Annotated in this window: 23 protein-coding genes; 18 read left to right on the plus strand and 5 right to left on the minus strand. The window is 71.0% G+C overall.

All coding sequences use genetic code 11. The annotated features are described in order from the left end of the window. The first annotated feature begins 32 nt into the window (after positions 1 to 32). The 4 genes from hutU (at position 33) to hutI (ending at position 5,690) form a co-directional block, all read left to right on the plus strand. Complete coding sequence (hutU, locus tag LCH29_RS16040; RefSeq protein WP_446462413.1) at positions 33 to 1,691, plus strand: urocanate hydratase; 1,659 nt, start codon at positions 33 to 35, stop codon at positions 1,689 to 1,691. 158 nt (positions 1,692 to 1,849) lie between these two features. Continuing rightward, a complete protein-coding gene (locus LCH29_RS16045) occupies positions 1,850 to 3,037 on the plus strand; it encodes an allantoate amidohydrolase (RefSeq protein WP_446462459.1) in 1,188 nt (395 codons plus the stop codon). Further along, the gene (locus LCH29_RS16050) at positions 3,028 to 4,410 is read left to right on the plus strand and encodes a formimidoylglutamate deiminase (RefSeq protein WP_446462414.1); all 1,383 of its coding nucleotides are present in this window, start codon (positions 3,028 to 3,030) and stop codon (positions 4,408 to 4,410) included. Before LCH29_RS16045 ends, LCH29_RS16050 begins: the two co-directional genes overlap by 10 nt. An 83-nt stretch (positions 4,411 to 4,493) precedes the next feature. Continuing rightward, positions 4,494 to 5,690: an imidazolonepropionase gene (gene hutI, locus LCH29_RS16055; RefSeq protein WP_446462415.1), complete on the plus strand. Its 1,197-nt coding sequence runs from the start codon at positions 4,494 to 4,496 to the stop codon at positions 5,688 to 5,690. Between the two features lie 96 nt (positions 5,691 to 5,786). Here the strand turns inward: hutI and LCH29_RS16060 are convergent, their stop codons facing one another. Further along, positions 5,787 to 6,734 (minus strand): RNA polymerase sigma factor SigF, encoded by a 948-nt coding sequence (locus tag LCH29_RS16060; RefSeq protein WP_123100595.1) that lies wholly within the window; start codon positions 6,732 to 6,734, stop codon positions 5,787 to 5,789. Between the two features lie 252 nt (positions 6,735 to 6,986). On the opposite strand from LCH29_RS16060, the gene LCH29_RS16065 reads away from it, so the two are divergent. The 7 genes from LCH29_RS16065 to dacB all read left to right on the plus strand — a co-directional run bounded on the left by LCH29_RS16065 (position 6,987) and on the right by dacB (position 14,053). Continuing rightward, positions 6,987 to 7,355: an STAS domain-containing protein gene (locus LCH29_RS16065; RefSeq protein ID WP_009717368.1), complete on the plus strand. Its 369-nt coding sequence runs from the start codon at positions 6,987 to 6,989 to the stop codon at positions 7,353 to 7,355. A 183-nt stretch (positions 7,356 to 7,538) separates the two neighbouring features. Continuing rightward, positions 7,539 to 8,048, plus strand: a complete 510-nt coding sequence (locus LCH29_RS16070) for an ATP-binding protein (protein WP_009717369.1) — start codon at positions 7,539 to 7,541, stop codon at positions 8,046 to 8,048. Between the two features lie 180 nt (positions 8,049 to 8,228). Beyond that, positions 8,229 to 9,071: an LPXTG cell wall anchor domain-containing protein gene (locus LCH29_RS16075; protein WP_446462460.1), complete on the plus strand. Its 843-nt coding sequence runs from the start codon at positions 8,229 to 8,231 to the stop codon at positions 9,069 to 9,071. Between the two features lie 10 nt (positions 9,072 to 9,081). Continuing rightward, on the plus strand, positions 9,082 to 10,110 hold the full coding sequence (locus LCH29_RS16080) for a hypothetical protein (RefSeq protein ID WP_446462416.1): 1,029 nt from the start codon (positions 9,082 to 9,084) through the stop codon (positions 10,108 to 10,110). After that, on the plus strand, positions 10,107 to 11,120 hold the full coding sequence (locus LCH29_RS16085; RefSeq protein ID WP_446462417.1) for a neocarzinostatin apoprotein domain-containing protein: 1,014 nt from the start codon (positions 10,107 to 10,109) through the stop codon (positions 11,118 to 11,120). Before LCH29_RS16080 ends, LCH29_RS16085 begins: the two co-directional genes overlap by 4 nt. A 14-nt stretch (positions 11,121 to 11,134) precedes the next feature. Further along, positions 11,135 to 12,481: a hypothetical protein gene (locus LCH29_RS16090; RefSeq protein ID WP_446462418.1), complete on the plus strand. Its 1,347-nt coding sequence runs from the start codon at positions 11,135 to 11,137 to the stop codon at positions 12,479 to 12,481. 186 nt (positions 12,482 to 12,667) lie between these two features. Then, entirely contained in the window at positions 12,668 to 14,053 is a 1,386-nt protein-coding gene (gene dacB, locus LCH29_RS16095; protein ID WP_446462419.1) for a D-alanyl-D-alanine carboxypeptidase/D-alanyl-D-alanine endopeptidase, read from the plus strand. A gap of 121 nt (positions 14,054 to 14,174) precedes the next feature. Here the strand turns inward: dacB and LCH29_RS16100 are convergent, their stop codons facing one another. Beyond that, positions 14,175 to 15,704 carry a peptide MFS transporter gene (locus tag LCH29_RS16100; RefSeq protein ID WP_446462420.1) on the minus strand — a complete coding sequence of 510 codons (1,530 nt, stop codon included), beginning with the start codon at positions 15,702 to 15,704 and terminating at the stop codon, positions 14,175 to 14,177. A gap of 324 nt (positions 15,705 to 16,028) precedes the next feature. Here LCH29_RS16100 and LCH29_RS16105 point away from each other — a divergent pair, with 324 nt between their 5' ends. Both LCH29_RS16105 and LCH29_RS16110 read left to right on the plus strand, forming a co-directional pair. Beyond that, complete coding sequence (locus tag LCH29_RS16105; protein WP_055557617.1) at positions 16,029 to 16,709, plus strand: response regulator transcription factor; 681 nt, start codon at positions 16,029 to 16,031, stop codon at positions 16,707 to 16,709. A gap of 22 nt (positions 16,710 to 16,731) precedes the next feature. Then, positions 16,732 to 17,982 carry an ATP-binding protein gene (locus tag LCH29_RS16110; RefSeq protein ID WP_446462421.1) on the plus strand — a complete coding sequence of 417 codons (1,251 nt, stop codon included), beginning with the start codon at positions 16,732 to 16,734 and terminating at the stop codon, positions 17,980 to 17,982. A gap of 4 nt (positions 17,983 to 17,986) precedes the next feature. Here LCH29_RS16110 and LCH29_RS16115 read toward each other — a convergent pair whose 3' ends face one another. Beyond that, entirely contained in the window at positions 17,987 to 18,523 is a 537-nt protein-coding gene (locus LCH29_RS16115; RefSeq protein ID WP_446462422.1) for a GtrA family protein, read from the minus strand. Positions 18,524 to 18,688: 165 nt separating this feature from the next. Here LCH29_RS16115 and LCH29_RS16120 point away from each other — a divergent pair, with 165 nt between their 5' ends. The 4 genes from LCH29_RS16120 (at position 18,689) to LCH29_RS16135 (ending at position 23,376) form a co-directional block, all read left to right on the plus strand. Then, positions 18,689 to 19,828: a 5-(carboxyamino)imidazole ribonucleotide synthase gene (locus tag LCH29_RS16120; RefSeq protein ID WP_446462423.1), complete on the plus strand. Its 1,140-nt coding sequence runs from the start codon at positions 18,689 to 18,691 to the stop codon at positions 19,826 to 19,828. Then, complete coding sequence (purE, locus tag LCH29_RS16125; protein ID WP_009717382.1) at positions 19,825 to 20,358, plus strand: 5-(carboxyamino)imidazole ribonucleotide mutase; 534 nt, start codon at positions 19,825 to 19,827, stop codon at positions 20,356 to 20,358. Before LCH29_RS16120 ends, purE begins: the two co-directional genes overlap by 4 nt. Before the next feature lie 208 nt (positions 20,359 to 20,566). Further along, positions 20,567 to 21,766, plus strand: coding sequence for a dipeptidase (locus LCH29_RS16130; protein WP_446462424.1), 1,200 nt, complete (start codon positions 20,567 to 20,569; stop codon positions 21,764 to 21,766). Between the two features lie 182 nt (positions 21,767 to 21,948). Continuing rightward, on the plus strand, positions 21,949 to 23,376 hold the full coding sequence (locus tag LCH29_RS16135) for an alkaline phosphatase family protein (protein ID WP_446462425.1): 1,428 nt from the start codon (positions 21,949 to 21,951) through the stop codon (positions 23,374 to 23,376). 60 nt (positions 23,377 to 23,436) lie between these two features. Here the strand turns inward: LCH29_RS16135 and LCH29_RS16140 are convergent, their stop codons facing one another. Both LCH29_RS16140 and LCH29_RS16145 read right to left on the minus strand, forming a co-directional pair. Continuing rightward, positions 23,437 to 23,805 carry a VOC family protein gene (locus LCH29_RS16140; RefSeq protein WP_446462426.1) on the minus strand — a complete coding sequence of 123 codons (369 nt, stop codon included), beginning with the start codon at positions 23,803 to 23,805 and terminating at the stop codon, positions 23,437 to 23,439. Positions 23,806 to 23,865: 60 nt separating this feature from the next. Continuing rightward, entirely contained in the window at positions 23,866 to 25,206 is a 1,341-nt protein-coding gene (locus LCH29_RS16145) for a UDP-glucose dehydrogenase family protein (RefSeq protein ID WP_446462427.1), read from the minus strand. Between the two features lie 190 nt (positions 25,207 to 25,396). Between LCH29_RS16145 and LCH29_RS16150 the strand changes: the two genes are divergently transcribed. After that, positions 25,397 to 26,560 carry an acyl-CoA dehydrogenase gene (locus LCH29_RS16150; RefSeq protein WP_446462428.1) on the plus strand — a complete coding sequence of 388 codons (1,164 nt, stop codon included), beginning with the start codon at positions 25,397 to 25,399 and terminating at the stop codon, positions 26,558 to 26,560. Positions 26,561 to 26,589 lie beyond the last annotated feature (29 nt).

Below are 26,589 nucleotides of genomic sequence, written 5' to 3' on the forward strand. Positions count from 1 at the left end.
TCGATCCAGACGATGGCAGGGAGGCACGGCCCATGTCAGGACCGCGACCCGTACGGGCCCCGCGAGGTACGGACCTGAGTGCCCGGGGGTGGCAGCAGGAAGCCGCCCTGCGGATGCTCCAGAACAACCTGGACCCGGAGGTCGCCGAGCACCCCGACAAGCTCGTCGTCTACGGCGGCACCGGCAAGGCGGCGCGCGACTGGCGTTCGTTCGACGCCATGGTCCGTACGCTGCGCACGCTGAAGCAGGACGAGACGATGCTCGTCCAGTCGGGTCGTCCGGTCGGCGTCATGCAGACCCACGAGTGGGCGCCCCGCGTCCTGATCGCCAACTCCAACCTGGTCGGCGACTGGGCGAACTGGGAGGAGTTCCGCCGCCTGGAGGCGCTGGGCCTGACCATGTACGGCCAGATGACCGCGGGCTCGTGGATCTACATCGGCACGCAGGGCATCCTCCAGGGCACGTACGAGACGTTCGCGGCCGTCGCCGAGAAGAAGTTCAACGGCACCCTGGCCGGGACGATCACCCTCACCGCCGGTCTCGGCGGCATGGGCGGCGCCCAGCCGCTCGCGGTCACCATGAACGACGGCGTCGCGATCTGCATCGACTGCGACCCGCGCGCCATCGAGCGCCGCATCGAGCACCGCTACCTGGACGTACGAGCCGACAGCCTCGACCACGCCCTCCAGCTCGCGACCGAGGCGCGCGACGCCCGCCGCCCCCTGTCCATCGGCGTGCTGGGGAACGCGGCCGAGCTGGTCCCGCAGCTGCTCGCGATGGACGCGCCGATCGACATCGTCACCGACCAGACCAGCGCCCACGACCCGCTGTCGTACCTGCCGATCGGCGTGGACTTCGACGAGATGGCGTCGTACGCCGCCGAGAAGCCCGCCGACTTCACCCAGCGGGCGCGCGAGGCGATGGCCCGGCACGTGGAGGCCATGGTCGGCTTCATGGACGCGGGCGCCGAGGTCTTCGACTACGGCAACTCGATCCGCGGCGAGGCCAAGCTCGCGGGCTTCGAGCGCGCCTTCGCCTTCCCCGGCTTCGTCCCCGCGTACATCCGGCCGCTGTTCTGCGAGGGCAAGGGCCCGTTCCGCTGGGCGGCGCTGTCCGGCGACCCGAAGGACATCGCGGCCACGGACAAGGCGATCCTCGACCTCTTCCCGGAGAACGAGTCCCTGGCCCGTTGGATCAAGATGGCGGGGGAGCGGGTCCACTTCCAGGGGCTGCCCGCCCGCATCTGCTGGCTCGGCTACGGCGAGCGCGACAAGGCGGGTGAGCGGTTCAACGAGATGGTGGCCGACGGGACGCTCGCCGCGCCGCTGGCCATCGGCCGCGACCACCTGGACTGCGGCTCGGTGGCCTCCCCGTACCGCGAGACCGAGGCCATGCTGGACGGCTCGGACGCGATCGCCGACTGGCCGCTGCTGAACGCCATGGTCAACGTCGCCTCGGGCGCCTCCTGGGTCTCGATCCACCACGGCGGCGGGGTCGGCATGGGCCGCTCGATCCACGCGGGCCAGGTGACGGTGGCCGACGGTACGCCGCTGGCGGCCGAGAAGATCCGCCGCGTCCTGACGAACGACCCGGGCATGGGCGTGATCCGCCACGTAGACGCAGGCTACGACCGCGCGGACGAGGTGGCGGAGACACGAGACGTCCGCGTACCGATGAGGGAATCCGAGTAATGGTTGTGGGCAATCGTTCCTTCCCCGGCTACCGCCGGGAGGTGCCCCCTGGACGGAACGGGTGGGCACAACCCACCCACCGGCCCGCACCCGCGCACGAAACGGAGGCTTAGACCGCAGTGGGCGCACCCCCCGCAACCGGCTCGTCGTTCCACGAGATGTGGCGCGACCTGGCCCCGATCGGCCGCAACAAAACGACCAACGGCTACCGCCGCTACGCCTGGACCGCCGCGGACACCGACTGCCGCGCCTGGTTCCAGGCACAAGCAGAGACCCGCGGCCTCACCTACGAGCTGGACCGCAACGGCAACCAGTGGGCCTGGCTCGGCGACCCGACGGCCGGAGACGCCGTCGTCACCGGCTCCCACCTGGACTCCGTCCCCGACGGCGGCGCCTTCGACGGCCCGCTGGGCGTCGTCTCGTCCTTCGCGGCCCTGGACGAGCTGCGGGCCCGCGGCGCCCACCCCACCAAGCCCCTCGCGATCGTCAACTTCGGCGACGAGGAGGGCGCCCGCTTCGGCCTGGCCTGCGTAGGGTCCCGGCTCGCGGCGGGGCAGCTCGCCCCGGAGCAGGCGCACGCCCTCCGGGACGGGGACGGCGTCACGCTGCCGCAGGCCATGGAGCGCGCCGGGTACGACCCGGAGGCCATCGGCCCGGACCCGGAGCGGCTGGCCCGTATCGGCGCCTTCGTGGAGCTGCACATCGAGCAGGGCCGGGCCCTGGACGGCACGGAAAACCCCGTGGGCGTCGCCTCCGCGATCTGGCCGCACGGCCGCTGGCGGTTCGACTTCCACGGCGAGGCGAACCACGCCGGGACGACCCGGCTGGACGACCGCCGCGACCCGATGCTGACGTACGCCAATACCGTCCTCGCGGCCCGCAAGAAGGCCCGTCTCGCGGGAGCGCTGGCGACCTTCGGCAAGGTCGGCGTCGAGCCGAACGGGGTGAACGCGATCGCCGGCCTGGTGCGCGGCTGGCTGGACTCGCGGGCCCCCGACGAGGAGACCCTGGCCGCCGTCGTCGGCGAGATCGAGCGCGCGGCGGTCGAGCGCGGGCAGCGCGACGGGGTGGACGTCCGGGTCACCCGGGAGTCCTTCACACCCGTCGTGGAATTCGCCCACGACCTGCGTGACCAGCTGTCCGGCCTGCTCGGCGGCGTCCCGGTGCTCCCCACCGGCGCCGGGCACGACGCGGGCATTTTGTCCGCGTCGGTTCCGACCGCCATGCTGTTTGTAAGGAACCCCACCGGCGTCTCGCACTCACCCGCGGAGACGGCGGGCGAGGATGACTGCCTCGCCGGTGTGGCCGCGCTCGCGCAGGTACTGGAGGGGTTGGCGTGTCACTGACGGCACAGACCTACTGGGCGGAGTACGCCTGGCTGGACGGTCAGGTGGTGCCGGACGTGGTCATCGCGGTGGCCAGGGACGGGCGGATCAAGGCCGTGCGGCCCGGGAGTCCCGCACAGCATCCGGCCGGTTCCGTCACCCTGCGCGGGCTGACCGTCCCCGGCCTGGCCAACGCCCACAGCCACGCCTTCCACCGGGCCCTGCGCGGCATCGTCCAGTCCGGCGCCTCGGCGAACCCGTCGGACGGCGGGGCGCCGGACTCCTTCTGGACCTGGCGCACGCTGATGTACGAGGTGGCCGACCGGCTCACCCCGGACAGCTACTTCGACTTGGCCCGCGCGGTGTACGCCGAGATGGCCATGGCGGGCATCACCTGTGTCGGCGAGTTCCACTATCTCCACCACGCGCCCGGCGGCAGCCGCTACGGCAACCCCAACGCCATGGGGGAGGCCCTGATCGCGGCCGCGGCCGAGGCCGGTATCCGCATCACCCTCCTCGACACCTGCTATCTGTCCTCCGGTTTCGGCGCGGAGCCCGATCAGCACCAGCTCCGCTTCTCGGACGGCACCGCGGTCGCCTGGGCCGAGCGGGTCTCCGCGCTCAAGGGCGACGGGAACACCCGCATCGGCGCCGCCGTCCACTCGGTGCGGGCCGTCCCCGTCGATCAGCTCGCGACCGTCTCCGGCTGGGCCGAGGGGCAGGCGGCGCCCCTCCATGTGCACCTGTCCGAGCAGACCGCCGAGAACGACGCCTGCGTGGAGGCGCACGGCTTCACCCCCACCCAGCTGCTCGCCGACCACGGGGTGCTGGGCCCGCGCACGACCGCCGTGCACGCGACCCACCTCACCCCCGGCGACATCCGGCTGCTGGGCCACTCGGCCACCGGCGTGTGCATGTGCCCGACCACCGAGCGGGACCTCGCCGACGGCATCGGCCCGGCCGCCCAGCTGAGCCAGGCGGGCTCACCGCTGTCCCTGGGCAGCGACAGCCACGCCGTGATCGACCTCCTCGAAGAGGCCCGCGCGATGGAGCTGGACGAGCGGCTGCACACCCGCACCCGCGGCCACTGGACCGCCGCCCAGCTGCTGCGCGCCGCCACCGCCGACGGTCACGCGGCGCTCGGCTGGGGGGCGGACACGGGCCGGATCGAGGTGGGCGCGCTCGCCGACCTCACCACGATCGCGCTGGACTCGGTCCGCACGGCGGGGCCGCCACCCCGGCTGGGCGCCGAGACGGCGATATTCGCGGCGACCAACGCGGACGTCCGGCACACCGTGGTCGGCGGCCGCCATGTCGTACGGGACGGGGCCCACCAGCTCGTCCCGCGCGTCCCCGAAGCACTGGCCGCAGCCATCGCGGCCCTGCGCGGCTGACCAGGCCGACGAGGCCGACCACGCCGAGCAGGTTGACCAGGCCGACCAGGCCGAGCCGGCTGATCAAGGAGAACACCCCCACCATGACCACCGCCACGGACACGGTCGCGACGCCCACCACGACCGCCCTCGTCCACATTTCCAGCCTCGTCACCAACGACCCCTCCCTCGGCGAAGGCCCCCTCGGTCTGATCCAGGACGCGGCGGTCGTCATCGACGGTGACCGCATCGCCTGGGTCGGTGAAACAAGCAAAGCACCCACCACTGACAACCGGGTCGACGCGGCGGGCCGGGCCGCCATCCCGGGCTTCGTCGACTCCCACTCCCACCTGGTCTTCGCGGGCGACCGCACCGAGGAGTTCAACGCCCGGATGTCCGGCCGGGCCTACAGCGCGGGCGGCATCCGCACCACCGTGGCCGCCACCCGCGCCGCCTCGAACAACGTGCTCAACGCCAACGTCGCCCGCTACGTGGTGGAGGCCCTGCACCAGGGCACCACCACCCTGGAGATCAAGTCCGGCTACGGCCTCACGTCGGAGGACGAGGCCCGCGCCCTGTCCATCGCCGCCGCCCACACCGACGAGGTGACCTTCCTCGGCGCGCACATCGTCGCCCCCGAGTTCGCCGACGACCCCGCCGCGTACGTCGACCTCGTCACCGGGCCGATGCTCGACATGTGCGCCCCGCACGCCCGCTGGGTCGACGTCTTCTGCGAGCGGGGCGCCTTCGACGGCGACCAGGCCCGTGCCGTCCTCACCGCGGGGAAGGAGCGCGGGCTCATCCCGCGCGTCCACGCCAACCAGCTCTCGTACGGCCCGGGCGTGCAGCTCGCCGTCGAGCTGGACGCGGCCTCCGCGGACCACTGCACGCATCTCACGGATGCCGATGTGGACGCCCTGGCGCAGGGCGACACGGTCGCCACGCTGCTGCCCGGGGCGGAGTTCTCGACCCGCTCGACGTATCCGGACGCGCGCCGGCTGCTGGACGCGGGCGCCACGGTCGCGCTGTCGCCGGACTGCAACCCCGGCTCGTCCTTCACCAGTTCGATGCCGTTCTGCATCGCCCTGGCCGTAAGGGACATGGGGATGACCCCGGACGAGGCGGTCTGGGCGGCCACCGCGGGCGGGGCGCGGGCGCTGCGCCGCGACGACGTGGGACGGATCGCCCCCGGCGCCCGGGCCGACCTCGCGCTGCTGGACGCGCCCTCCCACGTCCACCTCGCCTACCGCCCCGGCGTACCCCTGGTCTCGGCGGTCTGGCGCGCGGGCACCCTCGTCTGAGGCCGGGCGAAGAAAACCGGAGAAGGCACGCACGAGGGCACGAATAAGGACCCGTCCCGGCAAGCGGGGGCGGGCCCTTACCCGTCTGCGGAAGCGTTACTCCTCGACCATCAGTCCCTTGCGGAGCCGACGGAGGGTGCGCGACAGCAGCCTGGAGACGTGCATCTGAGAGATGCCCAGTTCCTCGCCGATCTCCGACTGCGTCATGTTGGCGACGAAGCGCAGGGAGAGGATCTGCTTGTCCCGGGCGGGCAGATCGGCGATGAGCGGCTTCAGGGACTCGACGTACTCGATGCCTTCGAGCCCGTGGTCCTCGTAACCTATGCGGTCCGCCAGGGCGCCCTCGGAGTCGTCCTCCTCCGGCTGGGCGTCCAGCGAGCTGGCGGTGTACGCGTTGCTCGCGGCCATGCCCTCGACGACCTCGGCGGTGGTGATGTCCAGGCGCTCGGCCAGCTCGTGCACGGTCGGCGCGCGGTCGAGCCGCTGGGCCAGTTCGTCACCGGCCTTGGCCAGGTCCAGCCGCAGCTCCTGGAGCCGCCTGGGCACGCGCACGGACCAACTCGTGTCCCGGAAGAAGCGCTTGATCTCGCCGACGATGGTCGGCATCGCGAAGGTGGGGAACTCGACGCCCCGGCCCGGCTCGAACCGGTCGATGGCCTTGATGAGGCCGATGGTGCCGACCTGGACGATGTCCTCCATCGGCTCGCTGCGCGAGCGGAAGCGGGCGGCGGCGAACTTGACCAGTGCCAGGTTCAGCTCGACCAGGGTGTTCCGGACGTAGGCGTACTCGTGGGTGCCTTCTTCGAGTACTTCGATGCGCTCGAAGAGCGTCTTCGAGAGGGCCCTCGCGTCGACCGGACTCACCGTCTCAAACGACGGGATCTCCGGCAGATCGGACAATTCGGTCAGTTCGTCGAAGGAATATCCGGCGAGCGCCTGGGCATCCGCATCAGGGACGAACTGTTCGGGTACGTGAGTCGACGAGACGGTGGCCCTGGTACTCCAAGACGGGTCGGTACGCGAGTCGTCGAGCTGGGGTGACATAGTCTCCTCCGTCGTTCTCGGCATATGGCTGCCGATGCCATGACGTGCTGCTCCGGTGAGCGGCGCCTCCAAAGCCGGGCCGTGTTCGGGTGTGTCCCTACTACGCCTACCCGTATTCGCTGGTGCGTGGCAAGTCCACGTTGTCCATATTTGCCGAACTATGCGAAATGTTCGGCTACCGGAGGACCGGTCAAAGGCGTAAGGTTCATTGCGCGCAATCGAAAGCAACGAGACGCCAGAAGAGGTGCGCACATGGACCGCGGGATGGTCGGCAGCGCCAGCAAGGGCCGACTCCAGGTCGAGGTTCGGCACCACGGGGCGAGCGCGGTCGTGACACCGACGGGGGAGTTGGACCACCACACCGCCGAGGTGCTGCGAGAGCCGCTGGAGCAGTGCGTGGAGGGGGGTCGCGTGCGGCTGGTCGTGGACTGCTCGCATCTGGAGTTCTGTGACTCCACCGGGCTCAACGTGCTGCTCGGCGCCCGCCTGAAGGCCGAGGCCGAAGGCGGGGCGGTCCACCTTGCCGGGATGCAGCCGGTCGTTGCCCGCGTGTTCGAGATCACGGGCGCGGAGGCCGTCTTTACGGTCCACGAATCGCTTGACGCAGCGCTGGTCGAGTGATCTCCGCCACTCCTGTTTCCGGTGTGTCGGCTGTGTGTCATCGAGGCGTTGTCCGCGTCACACGAGCCGTACCGGAGAAGTGGGTGTTCTCACGCTTTGGCCGGGCAGGAGACAGGCTGAAACTGTTGAAGAGATCAGGTATCCCTTGTCCCTGAATCGGTGAATCGGTGAGGTGAAGCGCTGATGAGCACCACCCGGCCGTACCCGCCGGGCGACCGCGGCCCGGATCCGGACGGCCCTGCCGCTTCGGCTGCCCCACCGGCCACTCCACCCCCCGGGCGGATCCGTCAGCTCCGCAGGCTCCATCTGATCGGGGCCAGCGGCGCCGTGCCGCGCGCCCGGGACTTCACGCGCGAGGCGCTGCGTGACTGGGGCTGGCTTCCGGCCGCGACCGCCGACCAGCGGGCCGCCGCGGAGGATGTGCTGCTCGTCGTCTCCGAGCTGGTCACCAACGCCTGCCTGCACGCCGACGGCCCCGAGGAACTGCGGGTCAGCTGCAACGCGAAGGTGCTCCGTCTCGAAGTGGTGGACCTCGGCACCGGTACGCCCGCCCCGCGCACCCCGCACCGCGCCGGTCGGCCGGGTGGCCACGGCATGTTCATCGTGCAGCGGCTGTGCCTCGACTGGGGGGTCGTGCGGAACGCGGAGGGATCCGGCAAGACCGTCTGGGCCGAGCTGGCCGCGCCCGCCTGAAGAGCACGGCCCCGGCCCCACTCCATCCGGGTGCTTAAGCCCTCTTAGGGGTGCCTCGCTGATCATGCCGGGCTCCTCCCGGCCGTGGTGCCGCGCCCCGTTCATCCCTGTCACGCCGATTCGGCGTGCTCTTTGTCTTCCCTCGACAAGGTCCCCGGCGTACTGTCGGCGCCCGATCTGATGTGCCGTCAGTTACATTCGGCTGCGGCGCTTGACGAGAGGGGATCTCAGGTGTCCCAACCACAACGCCGTGCGGCCGGCCGCGGTGGTGCCCTCACGTTGGCCGCGGCCGTGGCCGGTTCTGCGGTACTGCTCACCGCTCCGGCCGCCCACGCGGCCACGGTGGACGTCAACTACCAGTGCAAGACGCCGATCGGCGACAAAAGCGCCGTATCGCCCATCGACATCAAGGGCGTTCCGAGCGGCAGCGCCTACAAGCTGACCATGTCCTTCGAGAAGGGCGTCTCCTCCAGCCCCGTGGAACTGGGCAAGGGGGCCATGCATCCGAGCGCGCTCATCAAGCTGGGCGGCGCGGAGACCGGCACGGTGTCGGTGTCGGGCCCCGCCAACGACAAGGCCATTCCCGCCAATACGCCCATCAAGATCAGCACGCTGACGGGCACGTACACCCCCAAGAAGAGCGGCAAGGTCACCTTCACCGCCTCGACGCTGACCATCAAGGCGCTGGGTACGACCACGACCTGTACGCCGGGCAACAGCCCCAAGCCCTCGCTGACCCTGGACGTCACGGCCGCGGGTGGATCCGGCGGCTCCGATTCCACCGGGGGGACGAGCGGCAACGGCGGTACGGGAAGCACGGGCGGTACGGGGAGCACTGGCGGCACCGGCAGTACCGGTGGGACGGGCAGCACGGGCGGTACGGGCAGCACCGGCGGTGGCCAGCTGCCGCAGACCGGACCCACCGACTCCGCCATCGCGCTCGGCACCCTCGGCGGCACAGTGCTCCTCTCCGGGGCGGCCGGGGCGCTCTGGCTGACCCGCCGCCGGCGGACCACGCGCTAGCGAGGCGGCCATGCCGTCCCGTACCGGCGCCGCGTTACGCGCGGCCGCCGCCCTTTTTAAGGCTCGGTTCGCCTCCGGGGCGCCTCAGCCGGTGTCGACGGTCGACCGTGCTCGGCCCTTCGTTCCTCAGGGCCTCCGCGCGCTCTCCCTTTCGACACCGGCGCGCCCCTTCGGCTCACTCGCCGCGGTAGCCGCTGCGACGGTGCTGCTGGGCGGGTCCCCGGCGCCCGCCGCTGCCGCCGGGCCCGGCTGGTCGGCGGCGCCCGCACCCGGCGCGGGCAGCGCACCGGACGCCGCCGACCGGCCGTACTTCTACCTGGAGGGGCGGCCCGGCACCGTGCTCCAGGACAAGCTCTCGGTCACCAACAAGGACCAGCGCCCCCGCACCCTCCGGCTCCGGAGCGAGGGGGCCCAAGGGGCATGGATCGCGTTCGCCGACCGCACGGTGAAGGTTCCGGCCCGTACCCGCGCCGATGTCCCCTTCACCGTCACCGTGGCGCCCGACGCGGCGCCCGGCGACCGCTCCGGTGCGCTCGTCGTCACCGGCGGCGGCCACCGGACCGGCGTACGGATGCACCTGCGGATCAGCGGGGCCACGCTGTCCGCGCTCTCCGTCGAGGACGTACGGGTCGTACGGACCGGGGGCGGCGGCGGGGCGGCCATCCGCTACGCCGTCGTCAACCGCGGCAACACCGCGCTGACGCCACGGCTCGCCGTACGCGCCGACGGCCTCTTCGGCGCGGTGCTGCGCCGGGACGCCCGCACCCTCCCCGTCCAGGTGCCGCCGGGCAAGCGGGTGCGGCTCACCGAGCGCTGGCGGGACGCCCCCGCCCTCGACGCGGTGGACGTGAGGCTCACCGTCACCGCGGGCGGCGGGGCGCACGCGGCGGCCTCCGCCACGTACACCGCAGCCCCCGGGTGGCTGCCCGCCGCCGCGGCGGCCGCGGCGCTGGGCGTGGCGGGCGGTGGCGGCACGTGGCTGTTCCGCAGACGCAAACGGAGCCGGATGAGCCGCACGGAGTCAGGAGCGAGCCCGTGAACGCCGGTACGCACCACCGTCGGTACGCCGGGCTGCTGGCCGCCCTGCTCACCGCGCTCGCCCTCGTCGTACCGCCCCCGGGGCCCGCCGTCGCGGCCGACGACGGTCCGGCCGTGACGGTGTCCCGGGCGCAGGCGGGCACGGGCGGCACGATCACCGTGAGCGGCAGCGGCTGGCGGCCGCGCGCCCTGCTCACCCTGCTCATCTGCGGTCAGAACATGATCGGCGGCACCAACTCCTGCGCCAACGCCGAGGGCAGGGCGGTCACCACCGGAGCGGACGGAACGTTCCACCGGAAGCTGCCGGTCACCGAACCGCCCAAGCCGTGCCCGTGCGTCGTCCATGTCGCGACGGTCACCGGCGAAGCCGCCGCCGCGGACGTGGCGTTCAAGGTCGCCGGGCATCCCGTCGCGCCCCTGCCCGAGCAGCGCACCGGCGGTGAGCGGCTCAGCGTGCTCTCCGCGCGGCTCGACGGCTCCAGCGGGCTGCTGACCTGGTTCGGCGCGCCGCCGCAGCGACGGCTCGTCGTGACGGTCGGCAATCTCGGCTCGACCGCCGCCCGCGATCCGGTCTTCCAAGTGGGCACCTCGCACGGCGTCTTCGCCCCCGACTGGGAGGAGCAGCAGTGGCGGGGCACCCTTGCGCCGGGGAAGAAGGCGCAGGTCAAGCTGCCCGTCGAGCTGTCGGCGGGCGCGCACGGCGACTATCAGGTGTCGCTCAAGTACGGGCGCAAGGTGCTCGTCGAACAGCCGTGGGGCGTGGGGCGGCCCTGGGGCGTCACCCTCTTCTGGATCCTGCTGTGCGTCGTCGTCCCGGCGACGGTCTTCCGTATCGGCATGGCCGTCGTGGACAAGGTACGGCCGCGCACACCCCCGACCGCCCCCGTCACTACCGTGCGGGGCGGCACCGCGCTGCCCTGGTTCACCCCGGACACCCTGCCGGGGGCACCGACGCACCACCTTTCCGCACCGTCCGAGGAGAACCGACCGAACCCGAAGGGAACGACGTGAGGACGCAACGAAGAGTGAGTGCGGCAGCCGTCGCACTGCTGCTCGGCGGTGCGGGCGTGCTGCTCGGCGCGAGCACCGCATACGGCGCCGAGGTCTCGTACGAGACCGAATGCCTGCCGCCGCCCATCTCCGGACTGCCCCCCGTGCAGGGCACCACGACCGTGGACGTGCAGGCCCCGGCGACGGCCAAGGTCGGCGACGAGGTCGAGGTGGTGTGGAAGACGGTCCAGGCCGCCTCCAAGAACCCGCCGATCCTCGACCTGGAGGAGAACACCGTCAAGCCCACCGGCACGCTCACGGTCGGCGGCGCGCAGACCGGTGAACTGGCCATGGAGGGACCGCGGGAGAACCCGGCGATCCCCAAGGACAGCCCGATGAAGCTGTCCAACATGACGGCCAAGCTGAAGCTGACGAAGGCCGGTGAGGTCACGCTGACCCCCGGTGCGTACAACATCAACGTCAGCAAGCCGCTGGAGACCGACACCAAATGCGCGGCGAAGGAGACCGTGAAGGCCGCCGCCACCATCAAGGTGACGGAGGGCAGCACCTCGGGCGGCACCACCAGCGGGACGACGTCCGGAACCACCTCGGGAACCACGTCCGGCACCACCTCCGGTACGACGTCCGGCACCACGACCGGCACCACATCCGGAACCACATCCGGAACCACCAGCGGCACCACCTCCGGTGGCGGCGACGGCGGCGACGACTCGTTCATGGGCAAGGAGGTGCAGGTCGAGTACGCCTGCAAGACGCCCATCGGCGACAAGACCGCGACCTCCCCGGTCCGCATCGACGCCACCAAGAGCGGCGGCAGCTTCGCCCTGACCGTGAAGTTCGGAAAGTCCGTGATGGACAGCCCGGCCGACATCCCCGCGGACTCGGTCAAGCCGTCCATGGCGGTCAAGGTCGGTGGCGCGGACAAGGGCACGGTCGCCGTGGAGGGCCCGACCAACAAGGAGCCCATCAAGTCCGGTGCCCCGATCGAGATTCCGGATCTGACCGGCACCTACAAGCCGGGCGCGAGCGGCAAGTCGACGCTCACCCCGGGCGTGCTGACGGTCAAGGCGCTCGGCACGACCACCACCTGCACCCCCGCCAAGGACCCCGGCGCCTCGCTGGAGCTGGACACCACGCAGCAGCCCGGCGGCGCCAGCGGCGGAACCTCCACCTCCGGCGGCACCGGCGCCTCCGGATCCACCGGCACCTCGGGCAGCGGCACCAGCGGCGGGCTCGCCGAGACCGGCTCGGACGACCGCGGCGGCCTCACCGCGCTCGGCCTGATCGCCGGTACGGCGATCCTGCTCGGCGGCGCGATCTTCACCCTCACCCCGTGGCGCAAGCTGCGCGGCACCCGCTAACGCAAGCGTGCGGCGCTAGCCCGCTTCGCCCCGCCCCACACCCTGCGGCGGGGCGAACCGCTGTGCCGCACGCTTGCGTTAGCGGGACGTTAGCCGATGCCGTCTAGCCTGTGGCCCGCCCCGCACCGTGGAGCTGGTCAGGGACCCGCCCGGTCGCCCCCCCCACAGAGCCATCAGGAACTCCATATGGACGCCGTTCGCACCGATCCCGAATCCCCCTCCACTCCCCATGCTCCCGGGCGGCACCGGCACCGCAAGCCCAAGGCGATGAGCACGGCCGCCCGCCGCGCCCTCGTGCTCGCCGCGACCGCGCCGGTGGCCGGGGTCGTGTTCGCCGGGCCGTCGTTCGCCGCCGACAAGACCGCCGCGGCCGCCACGGTCGGCTCCCCGGACGCCGCGGGAACGCTCAGCGATGCCGACCGTGCGATGGCCGCGAAGCTTGGCGAGCGCATCAACAACCCGAGCCTGACCAACGACGGCAGCAGCGTCAGCGGTGTGGTGCTGGACTCCGCGTCGGACGAGGTGATGTGGGGCCACAACGCCTCGACCGCCCTGATGCCCGCCTCCAACGCCAAGCTCGCCACCGCCACCGCCGCCCTCGATCGGCTCGGCCCCGAGCACCGGGTCGCCACCAAGGTCGTCTACAGCAACGGCACCCTCATCCTCGTCGGCGGCGGCGACCGGACCCTGAGCAGCGACGAACTCGGCGAGATGGCGCGGACGGCCGTCGACGGGCTCAAAGCCGCGGGCGTGACGAACGTGAAGGTCCGCATCGACGACAGCCTCTTCCCGGAACCCGCCCTGGCCGAGGGCTGGCGGGCCGACTACTACGACGACCAGGTCGCCCCCGTCCGCGCCCTGTCGGTCGACGGGAAGCTCTCCGCGGACACCGCCCTGGACGCCGGGAAGGTCTTCGCGGCCAAGCTCGCCGACCGGGGCGTCACCGTCGACGGCGACGTCACGCGCGGGACGGCGGGCGTCGGCGATGTGCCGGTGGCGCAGAAACTGTCTCCCACGGTGCGCGAGCTGGTCCGTACGATGCTCAAGACCAGCAACAACGACACGGCCGAGACGCTGCTGCGGCTGACCGCCATCGAGGCGGGACAGCCCGCCACGTTCGAAGGTGGTACGGCGGCCGTCCGGCAGGTGCTGGGCGAGCGGTACGGCATCGCGCTCGACAACGTGGTGCTGCACGACGGCAGCGGGCTCTCCCGTGCCACCCGCATCCCGGCCGCCACCATCGCGGCGATCCTGGACAACGCCACCGAGCCGCGCAACCAGTACACCCTCGGGCCGATCCTGGAGGGCCTCCCGGTCGCCGGTGAGGCGGGCAGCACCCTCGGACCGGAGTACGCGCGCTTCGACGATCCGAACTCGAAGTGCGCCGTGAACAAGGTGCGGGCGAAGACCGGCACCCTCACCGGCGCGATCGCGCTCAGCGGGGTGACCCAGGGCAGGGACGGGCGCTGGAAGGTGTTCTCCTTCGTGGAGAACAACTCCACCGCCGAGAACTCCGAGATCACGGACGCCATGGACGGCCTGGCCGCCACGGTCAACGGCTGCTGGGCGTAAGAGGCGTCACGGTCAACGGCTGCTGGGCGGTAAGGGGCGTAAGAGGCGTAACGGCAGGCCAAAGGGCCCGGCCCCGGAACCGACAGCATCGGTTCCGGGGCCGGGCCCTTTTCGGTACGCGTCAGTGCACGTCGGCCATGAGCGCCACGACCTTCTTGCGGTACATGAACACCGCGATGCCCGCGAGCGCCGCCGCGGTCGCCTCCAGCGCGATGACGCCCGGACCGCTCAGGTCGACCCCGGCGATGGACAGCAGCCCCGTGACGCAGTCGCCGGCGGTGACGGCGAGGAACCACACGCCCATCAGCTGGCTCGCGTACTTGGCGGGCGCCATCTTGGTGGTCACCGACAGGCCGACCGGCGAGACGCACAGCTCGCCGATGGTCTGGATCAGGTAGATCGACACCAGCCACAGGGGGCTGACCTTCGTCCCGTCCGAGGCCGCCTGCATCGGCAGCACGAAGACGAAGAACGACATGCCGATCATGACCAGGCCGAAGGCGAACTTCAGCGTGGTGTTCGGCTCCCGGTCGCGCCGGGCGAGCCACAGCCACAGCCAGGCGAAGACCGGGGCCAGCGCCATGATCAGCAGCGGGTTCACCGACTGGAACCACGAGGACGGGAACTCCAGCCCGAAGATCGTGTCGGCGGTCTTGGTCTCGGCGAAGGCGGACATCGTCGAGCCGCCCTGGTCGAAGATCATCCAGAACACTGCGGCGGCCGCGAAGAACCAGATGTAGCCGCTGACCTTGGTCTGCTCGACCGCGGTCAGCTCGGGGTCCCGCTTGATCCGGACCAGCACCCCGATGGGGATGATCAGGCCGAGCAGGGTGATCGGGACCAGCGCCCAGTTGAGCGTCCACTGACCGCTGAGCACCACGCCGGTGTAGAAGACGGCGGTGATGGCCGTCCAGATCAGGCCCTTGCGCACCCAGGACCGGCGCTCCTCGGCCACCAGCGGCGTCGGCACGGTGCTGCTCTCGGGGCTGAGGTGGCGGGTGCCGATCAGGAACTGGACCAGACCCAGCGCCATGCCGAGCGCCGCGAGCGCGAAGCCCAGGTGCCAGTTGTACGACTGGCCGACGGTGCCGATCACCAGCGGGGCGGCGAACGCGCCGAGGTTGATGCCGATGTAGAAGATGGTGAAGCCGCCGTCGCGGCGCGGGTCCTGCGGTCCGTCGTAGAGCTGACCGACCATCGTGGAGATGTTGGCCTTGATCAGACCGGAGCCGAGCGCGACCAGGGCGAGGCCGACGAAGAAGGTCGGCTCGCCGGGGACGGACAGCGCCAGGTGCCCGGCCATCACGATCCCGGACGCGATCACGACCGTCTTCCGCGGTCCCCAGACCCGGTCGCCGAACCAGCCGCCCGGCATGGCCAGCAGATAGACCATGGCCAGGTAGACCGAGTAGATGGCCACCGCGTTGCCCTCGGTCATGCCGAGGCCGCCGCCCTGACCGCCGTCCTTGGCGTCCGGGCCGCCGGAGATCAGATAGACGACGAGGAGCGCTCTCATGCCGTAGAAGCTGAAGCGCTCCCACATTTCGATCATGAAGAGCGTGGCGAGGCCGCGCGGGTGGCCGAAGAAGGTCTTGCCACCGCTGGCAGGGGAATCCTGCGCGGTCGCGCCCTTCGACATGCTGGACGCCATGTGGGGGTTCCTTACAAAGGCTCAGGGGTGCACCGCCGCGCGTCGACACGCGTAGAAGCGCCCGTGGGGGTGGCTGAGCGCCGGGCGGCCCGGCTCCGTCCGTTCCGCTGACTCCCGATGTCCGGACTGGGCATGAGAGAGACCTTCGGCGCGTCGAACCACCAAAGGTCCCGGAGGAGTGCTACAGACGTTGTTTCACCATACGACACGCACTTGACACTCTTGGGTGAGACATAGATCACGGAGGGGCGTGCGGCCCGTCGTGCTCCCTGCATCCCCACCTGCGCGCCCCGTGCGTGAACCCCGGCGGACTACCATCACCTCATGACCCGAGTTTTGCTCGCCGAGGATGACGCATCGATCTCGGAACCCCTCGCCCGCGCCCTGCGCCGTGAGGGGTACGAGGTGGAGGTGCGGGAGGACGGACCCACCGCGCTCGACGCCGGTCTGCAAGGAGGCGTCGATCTGCTCGTCCTCGACCTCGGGCTGCCCGGGATGGACGGACTGGAGGTCTGTCGCCGGCTGCGCACCGAGGGCCACGGCTTCCCGGTGCTGGTGCTCACCGCCCGCGCCGACGAGGTGGACACCGTGGTCGGCCTGGACGCCGGGGCCGACGACTACGTCACCAAGCCCTTCCGCCTCGCCGAGCTGCTCGCCCGCGTCCGGGCCCTGCTGCGCCGCGGCGCCGTCGAGACCCAGGCCCAGGCGCCCGCCACCCACGGGGTCCGCATCGACGTCGAGTCGCACCGCGCGTGGATGGGCGAGGAGGAGCTCCAGCTGACCGCGAAGGAGTTCGACCTGCTGCGGGTCCTGGTGCGCGACGCCGGGCGCGTCGTCACCCGCGACCAGCTGATGCGCGAGGTGTGGGACACCACCTGGTGGTCGTCCACCAAGACGCTCGACATGCACATCTCCTGGCTCCGCAAGAAGCTCGGGGACGACGCCGCCAACCCCCGCTATATCGCCACCGTCCGGGGTGTCGGCTTCAGGTTCGAGAAAAGCTGACGGGGGCTGACACGGTAGGACCATGCGCCGTCGCTTGATCAACTCCACGCTCGCCGTGGTGCTCGTCGTCATCGCCGTCTTCGGCGTCTCGCTGGTCATCGTCGAGACCCGGACCATCGAGAACAGCGCCCAGGAGAGCGTCAGCTCGGACGCGGTGCGGCTGGTCAGCATCGTGGACAGCAGGCTGCTCGGCGGCGAGGGCGTCACCCACAAGGTGCTGCGCGAGCAGATCGAACCCGGGCGCTACGCCCTGATCACCATCCCGAGCCACCCGGACGTCGAGATCGGCAAGCGCCCCGAAGGCAGCGTCGTCTCCTCCGAGGAGCACGGCGAACAGGGCGAGACGGTACGGGTCGAGGCGTCCCGTACGACGGTGAGCCGGGAGATCGGCCGCACCATGCTGATCATCCTGGCGGTGGCGCTGCTCGCGGTCCTCGCCGCGGTCTTCCTCGCCGTACGGCAGGCGCACCGGCTCTCCGCGCCGCTCACCGACCTCGCCGAGACCGCCGAACGGCTGGGCTCCGGCGACCCGCGGCCGCGCCACCGCCGCTACGGGGTGCCCGAACTGGACCGGGTCGCCGACGTCCTGGACGCGAGCGCCGAACGTATCGCCCGGATGCTCACCGCCGAGCGGCGGCTCGCGGCCGACGCCTCGCACCAGCTGCGGACGCCGCTGACCGCGCTGTCCATGCGGCTGGAGGAGATCACGCTCACCGACGACCCGGAGACCGTCAAGGAGGAGGCGTCGATCGCGCTGGGCCAGGTCGAGCGGCTCACCGACGTCGTCCAGCGGCTGCTGACGAACTCGCGCGACCCGCGCAGCGGCTCCGCCGTCGCCTTCGACCTGGACGAGGTCGTCAAGCAGCAGATCGAGGAGTGGCGCCCGGCCTCCCGCAGCGAGGGGCGCGCCATCGTGCGCTCCGGCAAGAAGGGGCTGCGGGCGGTCGGCACCCCGGGCGCCGTCGCCCAGGTGCTCGCGACGCTCATCGAGAACTCGCTGATGCACGGCGACGGTACGGTCGCCCTGCGCACCCGGGTCACCGGCAACCAGGCGGTCGTCGAGGTCACCGACGAGGGCCCGGGCGTACCGCCCGACCTCGGCGCGCGGGTCTTCGAGCGGACCGTCAGCGGACGGAACTCCACCGGGCTCGGCCTCGCCGTCGCCCGCGATCTGGCGGAGGCGGACGGGGGGCGGCTGGAGCTGCTCCAGCCGCATCCGCCGGTGTTCGCGCTGTTCCTGAGCCGCGTGGCGGACGACATCCGCCCCGGCTGAGCGGCTACTTGCGGATGGGCTGCTTGTCGGCGCGGCGGGCGGCCCGGGCGGGCGGCTCCTCGGCGAGTATCGCCTCGGCGCTCACCACCGCCTCCCGCGCGGGCATCGCCCGGAACACCCAGGTCCGGTAGGACCAGAAGCGGAAGAGGGTGCCGATGCCGATGCCGAGGAACTTGAAGACGTTGCTCGCGAGCGAGCTGTCCCAGCCGAAGCCGTACGTCGCCGTGTAGAGCACCCCGTTCTCGATGATCAGGCCGATCGCGCTGAACAGCAGGAACAGGCTGAGCTCCTTGGTGCGCCCCTGCTTGTCCCGGTCCCGGTAGGTGAAGTACCGGTAGCCCAGGTAGTTGAAGCAGGTCGCGACGACCGTCGCCACGATGCTGGCCCGCACCACCGGCAGCTCGGTGAGGCTGCGGACCAGATTGAAGACGGCGAGATTGACGAAGACGCCGGCACCGCCGACCACCCCGAACTTCGCGATCTCCCGGGCGAGCCGCCCCACCTGGGTGCTCAGCCCGCCGAGCATGCGTCGTTCACTCATGGTGATCGTTCAGCCCCGTTTCGTCAGCATCGACAACATCTCCCCATGCTAACCAGCGGCGGGGACACTCGCCCGGAGGCCGCGAACACAAGTCCGGTCTGCCTATCTGGAGGATCATCCAAGTCCAGGTCAGGGGCGGTGGTGGCGAGAAGTTACCCTTGGAGGGTGACATTTCCGGTAGTCGGCATGGTCGGCGGCGGCCAGCTCGCCCGCATGACCCACGAGGCGGGCATCCCCCTCGGCATCAGGTTCAAGCTGCTCAGTGACACCCCTCAGGACTCGGCGGCCCAAGTCGTCAGCGATGTCGTCATCGGCGACTACCGCGACTTGGAGACGCTTCGTGCGTTCGCACAAGGCTGTGATGTGGTCACGTTCGACCACGAGCACGTCCCGGCCGAGCATCTGCGTGCGCTCGAGGCGGACGGCGTCGTCATCCGCCCCGGCATCGAGGCCCTCCTGCACGCGCAGGACAAGGGCGTGATGCGGGAGCGGCTGCGCGAGGCCGGGGTGCCGTGCCCCCGCCACCGCATCGTCGCCGACCCGGAGGACGTGGCGCGCTTCGCGGAAGAGGGCGACGGCTTCCCCGTCGTCCTCAAGACCGTGCGCGGCGGCTACGACGGCAAGGGCGTGTGGGTCGTCCACAGCGCGGAGGACGCCGCCGACCCGTTCCGGGCCGGGGTCCCCGTCCTCGCCGAGGAGCTGGTCGACTTCGCGCGCGAGCTGGCCGCCAACGTCGTGCGCTCCCCGCACGGCCAGGCCGTCGCCTACCCGGTCGTCGAGTCGATACAGGTGAACGGCGTCTGTGACACCGTCATCGCCCCCGCCCCCGGTCTCTCCGAGGCGCTCTCCGCCCAGGCCCAGGAGCTGGCGCTGAAGATCGCGGCGGAGCTGGGCGTGGTCGGCCACCTCGCCGTCGAACTGTTCGAGACCAAGGACGGCCGCATCCTCGTCAACGAGCTGGCGATGCGCCCCCACAACTCCGGCCACTGGACCCAGGACGGCGCCGTCACCTCCCAGTTCGCCAACCATGTGCGCGCGGTCCTCGACCTTCCGCTCGGCGCGCCGAACACCCGGGCGAAGTGGACCGTGATGACCAACGTCCTCGGCGGCGACTACCCGGACATGTACGCGGCGTACCTGCACTGCATGGCCCGCGACCCCGGGCTGAAGATCCACATGTACGGCAAGGGCGTGAAGCCCGGCCGCAAGGTCGGCCACGTCAACACCTACGGCGACGACCTGGCCGACGTCCGCGAGCGCGGCCGTCACGCCGCCGACTACCTCCGAGGGACCATCACCGAATGAGCGCTCCTGTGCCCGCGATCGGCATCGTCATGGGTTCCGACTCCGACTGGCCGGTCATGGAAGAAGCCGCCAAGGCCCTCGACGAGTTCGAGATCCCGTACGAGGTGGACGTCGTCTCGGCGCACCGGATGCCGCGCGAGATGGTCGCGTACGGCGAGAACGCCGCCCCCCGCGGCCTCAAGGCCATCATCGCGGGCGCCGGCGGCGCCGCCCACCTCCCGGGCATGCTCGCCTCGGTCACCCCGCTGCCGGTGATCGGCGTGCCGGTGCCCCTGAAGTACCTGGACGGCATGGACTCGCTCCTGTCGATCGTCCAGATGCCGGCGGGCGTCCCCGTCGCCACGGTCTCCATCGGCGGCGCCCGCAACGCGGGCCTCCTCGCCGCCCGTATCCTCGCCGCCCACGACGCGGAGCTCCAGGGGCGGATGCGGGAGTTCCAGGACGAGCTGAACGAACAGGCCACGGAAAAGGGCAAGCGCCTCCGAGCCAAGGTGGACGGCCCCCCGTCCTTCGGCTTCGCCCACGGCTGACCGCACCGGGTCTTCATTCCCCCACCCCGCAGTACCGACATCCGCCGTGTGGGAGGCTCCGCCCCGGCGGGGGTGCAGGGGGGGCGGAGCCCCCGCGGCGGGGTCCGGGGCGGAGCCCCGGTTTCGGGAAGGGGCGGGGTGGGGAACAGGCCCGCCGCAGGCGTCGCGGCCCCGTGACTTCGGCTGCCGCCCGTATGAAAATGCCCGGATGACCGATCACCTCGCGCACGCCCGTGAACTGCTGTCCGCCCACCCCGTCGTGGACGGCCACAACGACCTCCCCTGGGCCCTGCGCGAGCAGGTCCGCTACGACCTCGACCAACTCGACATCGCCACCGACCAACGGCAGCGCACCCACACCGACATCCCCCGCCTCCGCGAGGGCGGCGTCGGCGCCCAGTTCTGGTCGGTGTTCGTACGCTCGGACTTCAGCGGGGACACGGCCGTCAGCGCCACCCTCGAACAGATCGACGTCGTACGCCGTTTGACCGAGCGCTACCCGGACGACCTCCGGCTGTCGCTCACCGCCGACGACATGGAGGCGGCCCGCGCCGAGGGCCGGATCGCGTCGCTGATGGGCGCCGAGGGCGGCCACAGCATCAACTGTTCCCTGGCGACCCTCCGCGCCCTGTACGACCTCGGGGTGCGCTACATGACGCTCACCCACAACGACAACATCCCCTGGGCGGACTCGGCGACGGACGAGCCGCGGGCGCACGGCCTGACCCGCTTCGGCGAGGAGGTCGTACGCGAGATGAACCGCCTCGGGATGCTGGTCGACCTCTCCCACGTGTCGGCGGACACGATGCGCGACGCGCTCCGGGTGACCGAGGCGCCGGTCGTGTTCTCGCACTCCTCCGCCCGCGCGGTCTGCGACCATCCGCGCAACATCCCGGACGACGTCCTGGCCGCGCTCAAGGAGAACGGTGGGGTGGCGATGGCCACGTTCGTACCGAAGTTCGTGCTGCCGGAGGCGGTCGAGTGGACGAAGGCGGCGGACGACAACATGCGCGCGCACGGGCTGCATCCGCTGGAGCTGACGGAGGCCGCGAAGAAGGTGCAGCGCGCCTTCGAGGAGGCCCATCCGCGGCCGATGGCAACGGCGACCACCGTCGCCGATCACCTCGACCACATGCGCGAGGTGGCGGGCGTGGACCACATCGGCATCGGCGGCGACTTCGACGGCACCGCGTTCACCCCGTCCGGCCTGGACGACGTCGCGGGTTACCCGAACCTCATCGCGGAGCTCCTCGACCGCCGCTGGTCCGAGGCCGAACTCGCCAAGCTGACCTGGCAGAACGCCGTCCGGGTGCTGCGTGACGCCGAGTCCGCGGCGCGCGGGCTCCGCACGGTCCGGGGGCCGTCCATTGCGACCATCGACCAGCTGGACGGCGCCCCCGACGCCTGACCCACCCGCGGCCACCGCCCGCCTCCGCAGGAGCCACCAACGCCCCCTTTACCGGGGCTTGGTGGCTTTGCGATGTGTTGATGCATCGTTCACGTAATTCGCCTCTTCCCCGTCGTCGGCGGAGCGAGAGAGTCATCAGCGGTCTGACGATCTCTCACGCACAGAAACGGGAAAGAGGTGTTATGCCCGACTTCACCCGCCGTAGACTCCTTGGTGTCGCCGCCGGTTCGCTGGGCGCGGGCGCGGCCATGACGCTCCTGCCGCCGAGCGTGCAGCAGGCGATAGCCGCCGGCCCGCCGCAGGGCGGCTCGCTCGACGACATCGAGCACGTCGTCCTCCTGATGCAGGAAAATCGTTCGTTCGACCACTACTTCGGCACCCTCAAGGGAGTGCGCGGGTTCGCCGACCCGGACGCCCTGACCCTCTCCACCGGCAAGTCGGTCTTCCACCAGCCGGATGAGGAGAACCCGGACGGCTACCTCCTCCCGTTCCACCTGGACACCCACTCCACGAGCGCCCAGGCCATCCCCTCCACCAGCCACGCCTGGTCGGTGCAGCACGAGGCGTGGAACAACGGCGCCATGGACAAATGGCTCCCGGCCCACCGCAAGGCCGACGGCGAGAACGGGCCGTACGTCATGGGCTACCACACCCGTGAGGACATCCCGTTCCAGTTCGCCCTGGCCGAGGCGTTCACCATCTGCGACAACTACTACTGCTCGGTCTTCGGCCCCACCTGGCCCAACCGGCTGTACTGGATGACGGGCACCATCGACCCCGCCGGGGTCAAGGGCGGCCCGGTCCTGGAGAACAAGGCGCCCACGCCGTACCGCTGGACGACGTACGCCGAGCGCCTCCAGAAGGCGGGCATCAGCTGGAAGGTCTACCAGGAGGAGGACAACTACGGCTGCAACCTCCTGGAGGAGTTCCAGCAGTTCCAGGACGCCAGGCCGGGCGACCCGCTGTACGACCGCGGCATGGTGCACAGCCCCGCCGGGACGTTCGAGGAGGACGCCCGCAACGACCGGCTGCCGACCGTCTCCTGGATCATCCCGACCGCCGAGGTCTCCGAGCACCCGGACTACCTTCCGGCGGCCGGTGCCGACTACGTGGCCTCCAAGATCGAGGCCATCGCGTCCAACCCGGACGTGTGGCGCAAGACCGTCTTCATCCTCAACTACGACGAGAACGACGGCCTGTTCGACCACGTGCCGCCGCCCACCCCGAAGGCCGGGACCGTGGACGAGTTCGTGGGCGGCCTGCCCATCGGCGGCGGCTTCCGGGTGCCCTGCCTCATCGTCTCGCCGTGGACGGTGGGCGGCTGGGCCGCCGGCGAGGCGTTCGACCACACCTCGGTGCTCCAGTTCCTGGAGCGGCTGACGGGGGTCGAGGAGCCCAACATCAGCGAGTGGCGCCGCCGTACGTTCGGCGACCTCACCTCGGCCTTCGGCTTCGGCGACGCCGCGCCGAAGCCGCCGGAGCTGCCGGATGACACCGCCGAGCAGCTGGAGAAGGCCAAGGAGGACGTCGAGAACCTCCCCAAGCCCACGCTCCCGGGTGCCGACCAGACCCCGCCGGAGCAGGAGAAGGGCCGCCGCCCCCGCCGCTGAACCGGCCTGCGTACGTACGCCGCCCCCGCCGGGTATCACCCGGCGGGGGCGGCGGCACGCTCAGGGGCGGATCAGGCAGAAGGGGTGCCCCGCCGGGTCGGCGAAGACGCGGAAGTCCCGCTTTCCGCCGTCGTCGTCGAGGTCCAGCGCCTTCGCCCCCAGCGCCAGCACCTGCTCCTGCGCCTCTGCCATGTCGGTCACGTCCAGATCGAGGTGCAGCTGCTGCGACTCCTTCGCCGACGGCCAGCTCGGCGCGACGTAGCCGGGCGCCTCCTGGAAGGCCAGCCGCACCCCGCCGGGCACGTGGAGGTCGACCCACCGCTTGCCCTCGTTCTCGATCTCACCGCCCAGGACCTGCTGGTAGAAGCGGGCGAGTGCGGTGGGGTCGGGGCAGTCGACGGCGATGACGCTCAGCGTGGCGATGGCCATGGCTCCTCCTCGGGTCCCGGCCCGGGTTACCGCCCCGGGGCCCGACAAACCGGGCGGGGCTCACGCCATGGGGCGGCCCAGGGCGCGGTAGGTCCAGCCCGCGTCGCGCCAGTAGTCGGGGTCGAGGGCGTTACGGCCGTCCAGGATGCGGCGCTCCGCGACCATCTCGCCCAGGCCCACCGGGTCCAGCTCGCGGAACTCGCGCCACTCGGTCAGGTGCAGCACCGCGTGGGCGCCCCGGGCCGCCTCCAGGGCGCTCGGGGCGTAGGCGAGGGTCGGGAAGAGGGCGCGGGCGTTGTCCATGCCCTTGGGGTCGAACACGGTCACCTGGGCGCCTTGGAGCTGTATCTGCCCGGCCACGTTGAGCGCGGGGGAGTCCCGTACGTCGTCGGAGTCCGGCTTGAACGTGGCGCCCAGCACCGCCACCCGCTTGCCGAGGAAGCTCCCGCCGACCGCCTCGCGGGCCAGCTCGACCATGTGCCCGCGGCGCCGCATGTTGATCGAGTCGATCTCGCGGAGGAAGGTCAGGGCCTGGTCCGCGCCGAGTTCACCGGCGCGGGCCATGAAGGCGCGGAGGTCCTTGGGCAGACAGCCGCCGCCGAAGCCGATCCCGGCCCGCAGGAACTTCTTGCCGATCCGCTCGTCGTAGCCGATGGCCTCGGCGAGCTTGACCACGTCGCCGCCCGCCGCCTCGCAGACCTCGGCCATGGCGTTGATGAACGAGATCTTCGTGGCCAGGAAGGAGTTCGCCGAGCTCTTCACCAGCTCGGCGGTCGGGAAGTCGGTCACCACGAAGGGCGACCCCTCCGCGATCGGCGTCGCGTACACGTCCCGCAGCACCTTCTCGGACCGGTCGCTGGTGACCCCGACCACGATCCGGTCCGGGTGCAGCGTGTCCTCGACGGCGAAGCCCTCGCGCAGGAACTCCGGGTTCCACGCCAGCTCGGCGTCCGCGCCGGCGGGGGCCAGCTCGGCGAGCCGCGCCGCGAGCCGGTCCGCGCTGCCGACCGGGACGGTGGACTTGCCGACGACCAGCGCCGGGCGGTGCAGATGCGGGGCGAGCGATTCCACGGCGTTGTCGACGTAACGCATGTCACACGCGTACTCGCCGTGCTTCTGCGGGGTGTTCACGCAGATGAAGTGGACGTCGCCGAACTGCCCGGCCTCCTCGTAGGAGCTGGTGAAGCGCAGCCGCCCGGTCGCGCCCTCGACGCCCGCCACATGCCGCTTCAGCAGATCTTCCAGGCCTGGTTCGTACATGGGCACCCGGCCCTCCGAGAGCATCGCGATCTTCTCGGGCACGATGTCCAGGCCCAGCACCTCGAAGCCCAGCTCGGCCATGGCCGCGGCGTGCGTCGCGCCCAGGTAGCCGGTGCCGATCACGGTGATCTTGAGGGCCATGTGGTGCTCCAGAAGCGTCGGTCTCAGATGCGCTGCCTGAGCATAGTCGGCGCCCACGACAGGGCTCAGCGGCATCTTGTCGGGAAGCTCACGTACAGGGCACGTATACGGGGAGAGGCCGCGGCCCTAGAATTCAGTTACTTAACGGTAGTTAGCACAGTAGGCAGCACCACAGGGGAGTGAGAAGACCTTGGCGTCCTCGGGAAACGCAGACTTCGACCTGTACCGACCGTCCGAGGAGCACGACATGCTCCGCGACTCGGTCCGCTCGCTCGCCGAGGCGAAAATAGCCCCCTTCGCGGCCGAGGTGGACGAGGAGGCCCGCTTCCCTCAGGAGGCGCTGGACTCCCTGGTGGCCAGTGACCTGCACGCGGTGCACGTGCCCGAGTCGTACGGCGGCGCCGGTGCCGACGCGCTCGCGACCGTGATCGTCATCGAGGAGGTCGCCCGGGTGTGCGCCTCCTCCTCCCTGATCCCCGCGGTCAACAAGCTGGGCTCGCTGCCGGTCATCCTGTCCGGCTCCGAGGAGCTGAAGAAGAAGTACCTGGGCCCGCTCGCCAAGGGCGACGCGATGTTCTCCTACTGTCTCTCCGAGCCCGACGCGGGCTCCGACGCCGCCGGTATGAAGACCAAGGCGGTGCGCGACGGCGACTTCTACGTCCTGAACGGTGTCAAGCGCTGGATCACCAACGCCGGGGTCTCCGACTACTACACCGTGATGGCCGTCACGGACCCCGAGAAGCGCTCCAAGGGCATCTCCGCCTTCGTCGTGGAGAAGGACGACGAGGGCGTGTCCTTCGGCGCCCCCGAGAAGAAGCTCGGCATCAAGGGCTCGCCGACGCGCGAGGTCTACCTCGACAACGTCCGCATCCCCGCCGACCGCATGATCGGCGCCGAGGGCACCGGCTTCGCCACCGCCATGAAGACCCTCGACCACACCCGCATCACCATCGCAGCCCAGGCCCTCGGCATCGCCCAGGGCGCCCTGGACTACGCCAAGGGCTATGTCCAGGAGCGCAAGCAGTTCGGCAAGCCGATCGCCGACTTCCAGGGCATCCAGTTCATGCTCGCCGACATGGCCATGAAGATCTCGGCCGCCCGCGCCCTGACCTACCAGGCCGCCGCCGCCTCCGAGCGCGTCGACGCCGACCTCACCTACCAGGGCGCCGCCGCCAAGTGCTTCGCCTCGGACGTGGCGATGGAGGTCACCACGGACGCCGTCCAGCTCCTCGGCGGCTACGGCTACACCCGTGACTACCCGGTCGAGCGCATGATGCGCGACGCCAAAATTACCCAGATTTATGAAGGAACGAACCAAGTTCAGCGGGTCGTGATGGCGCGCAACCTGCCGTAGGGCTCGTGACGGGGGCGGGAGCGTCGTAC

Source organism: Streptomyces sp. BRA346 (assembly GCF_052851135.1).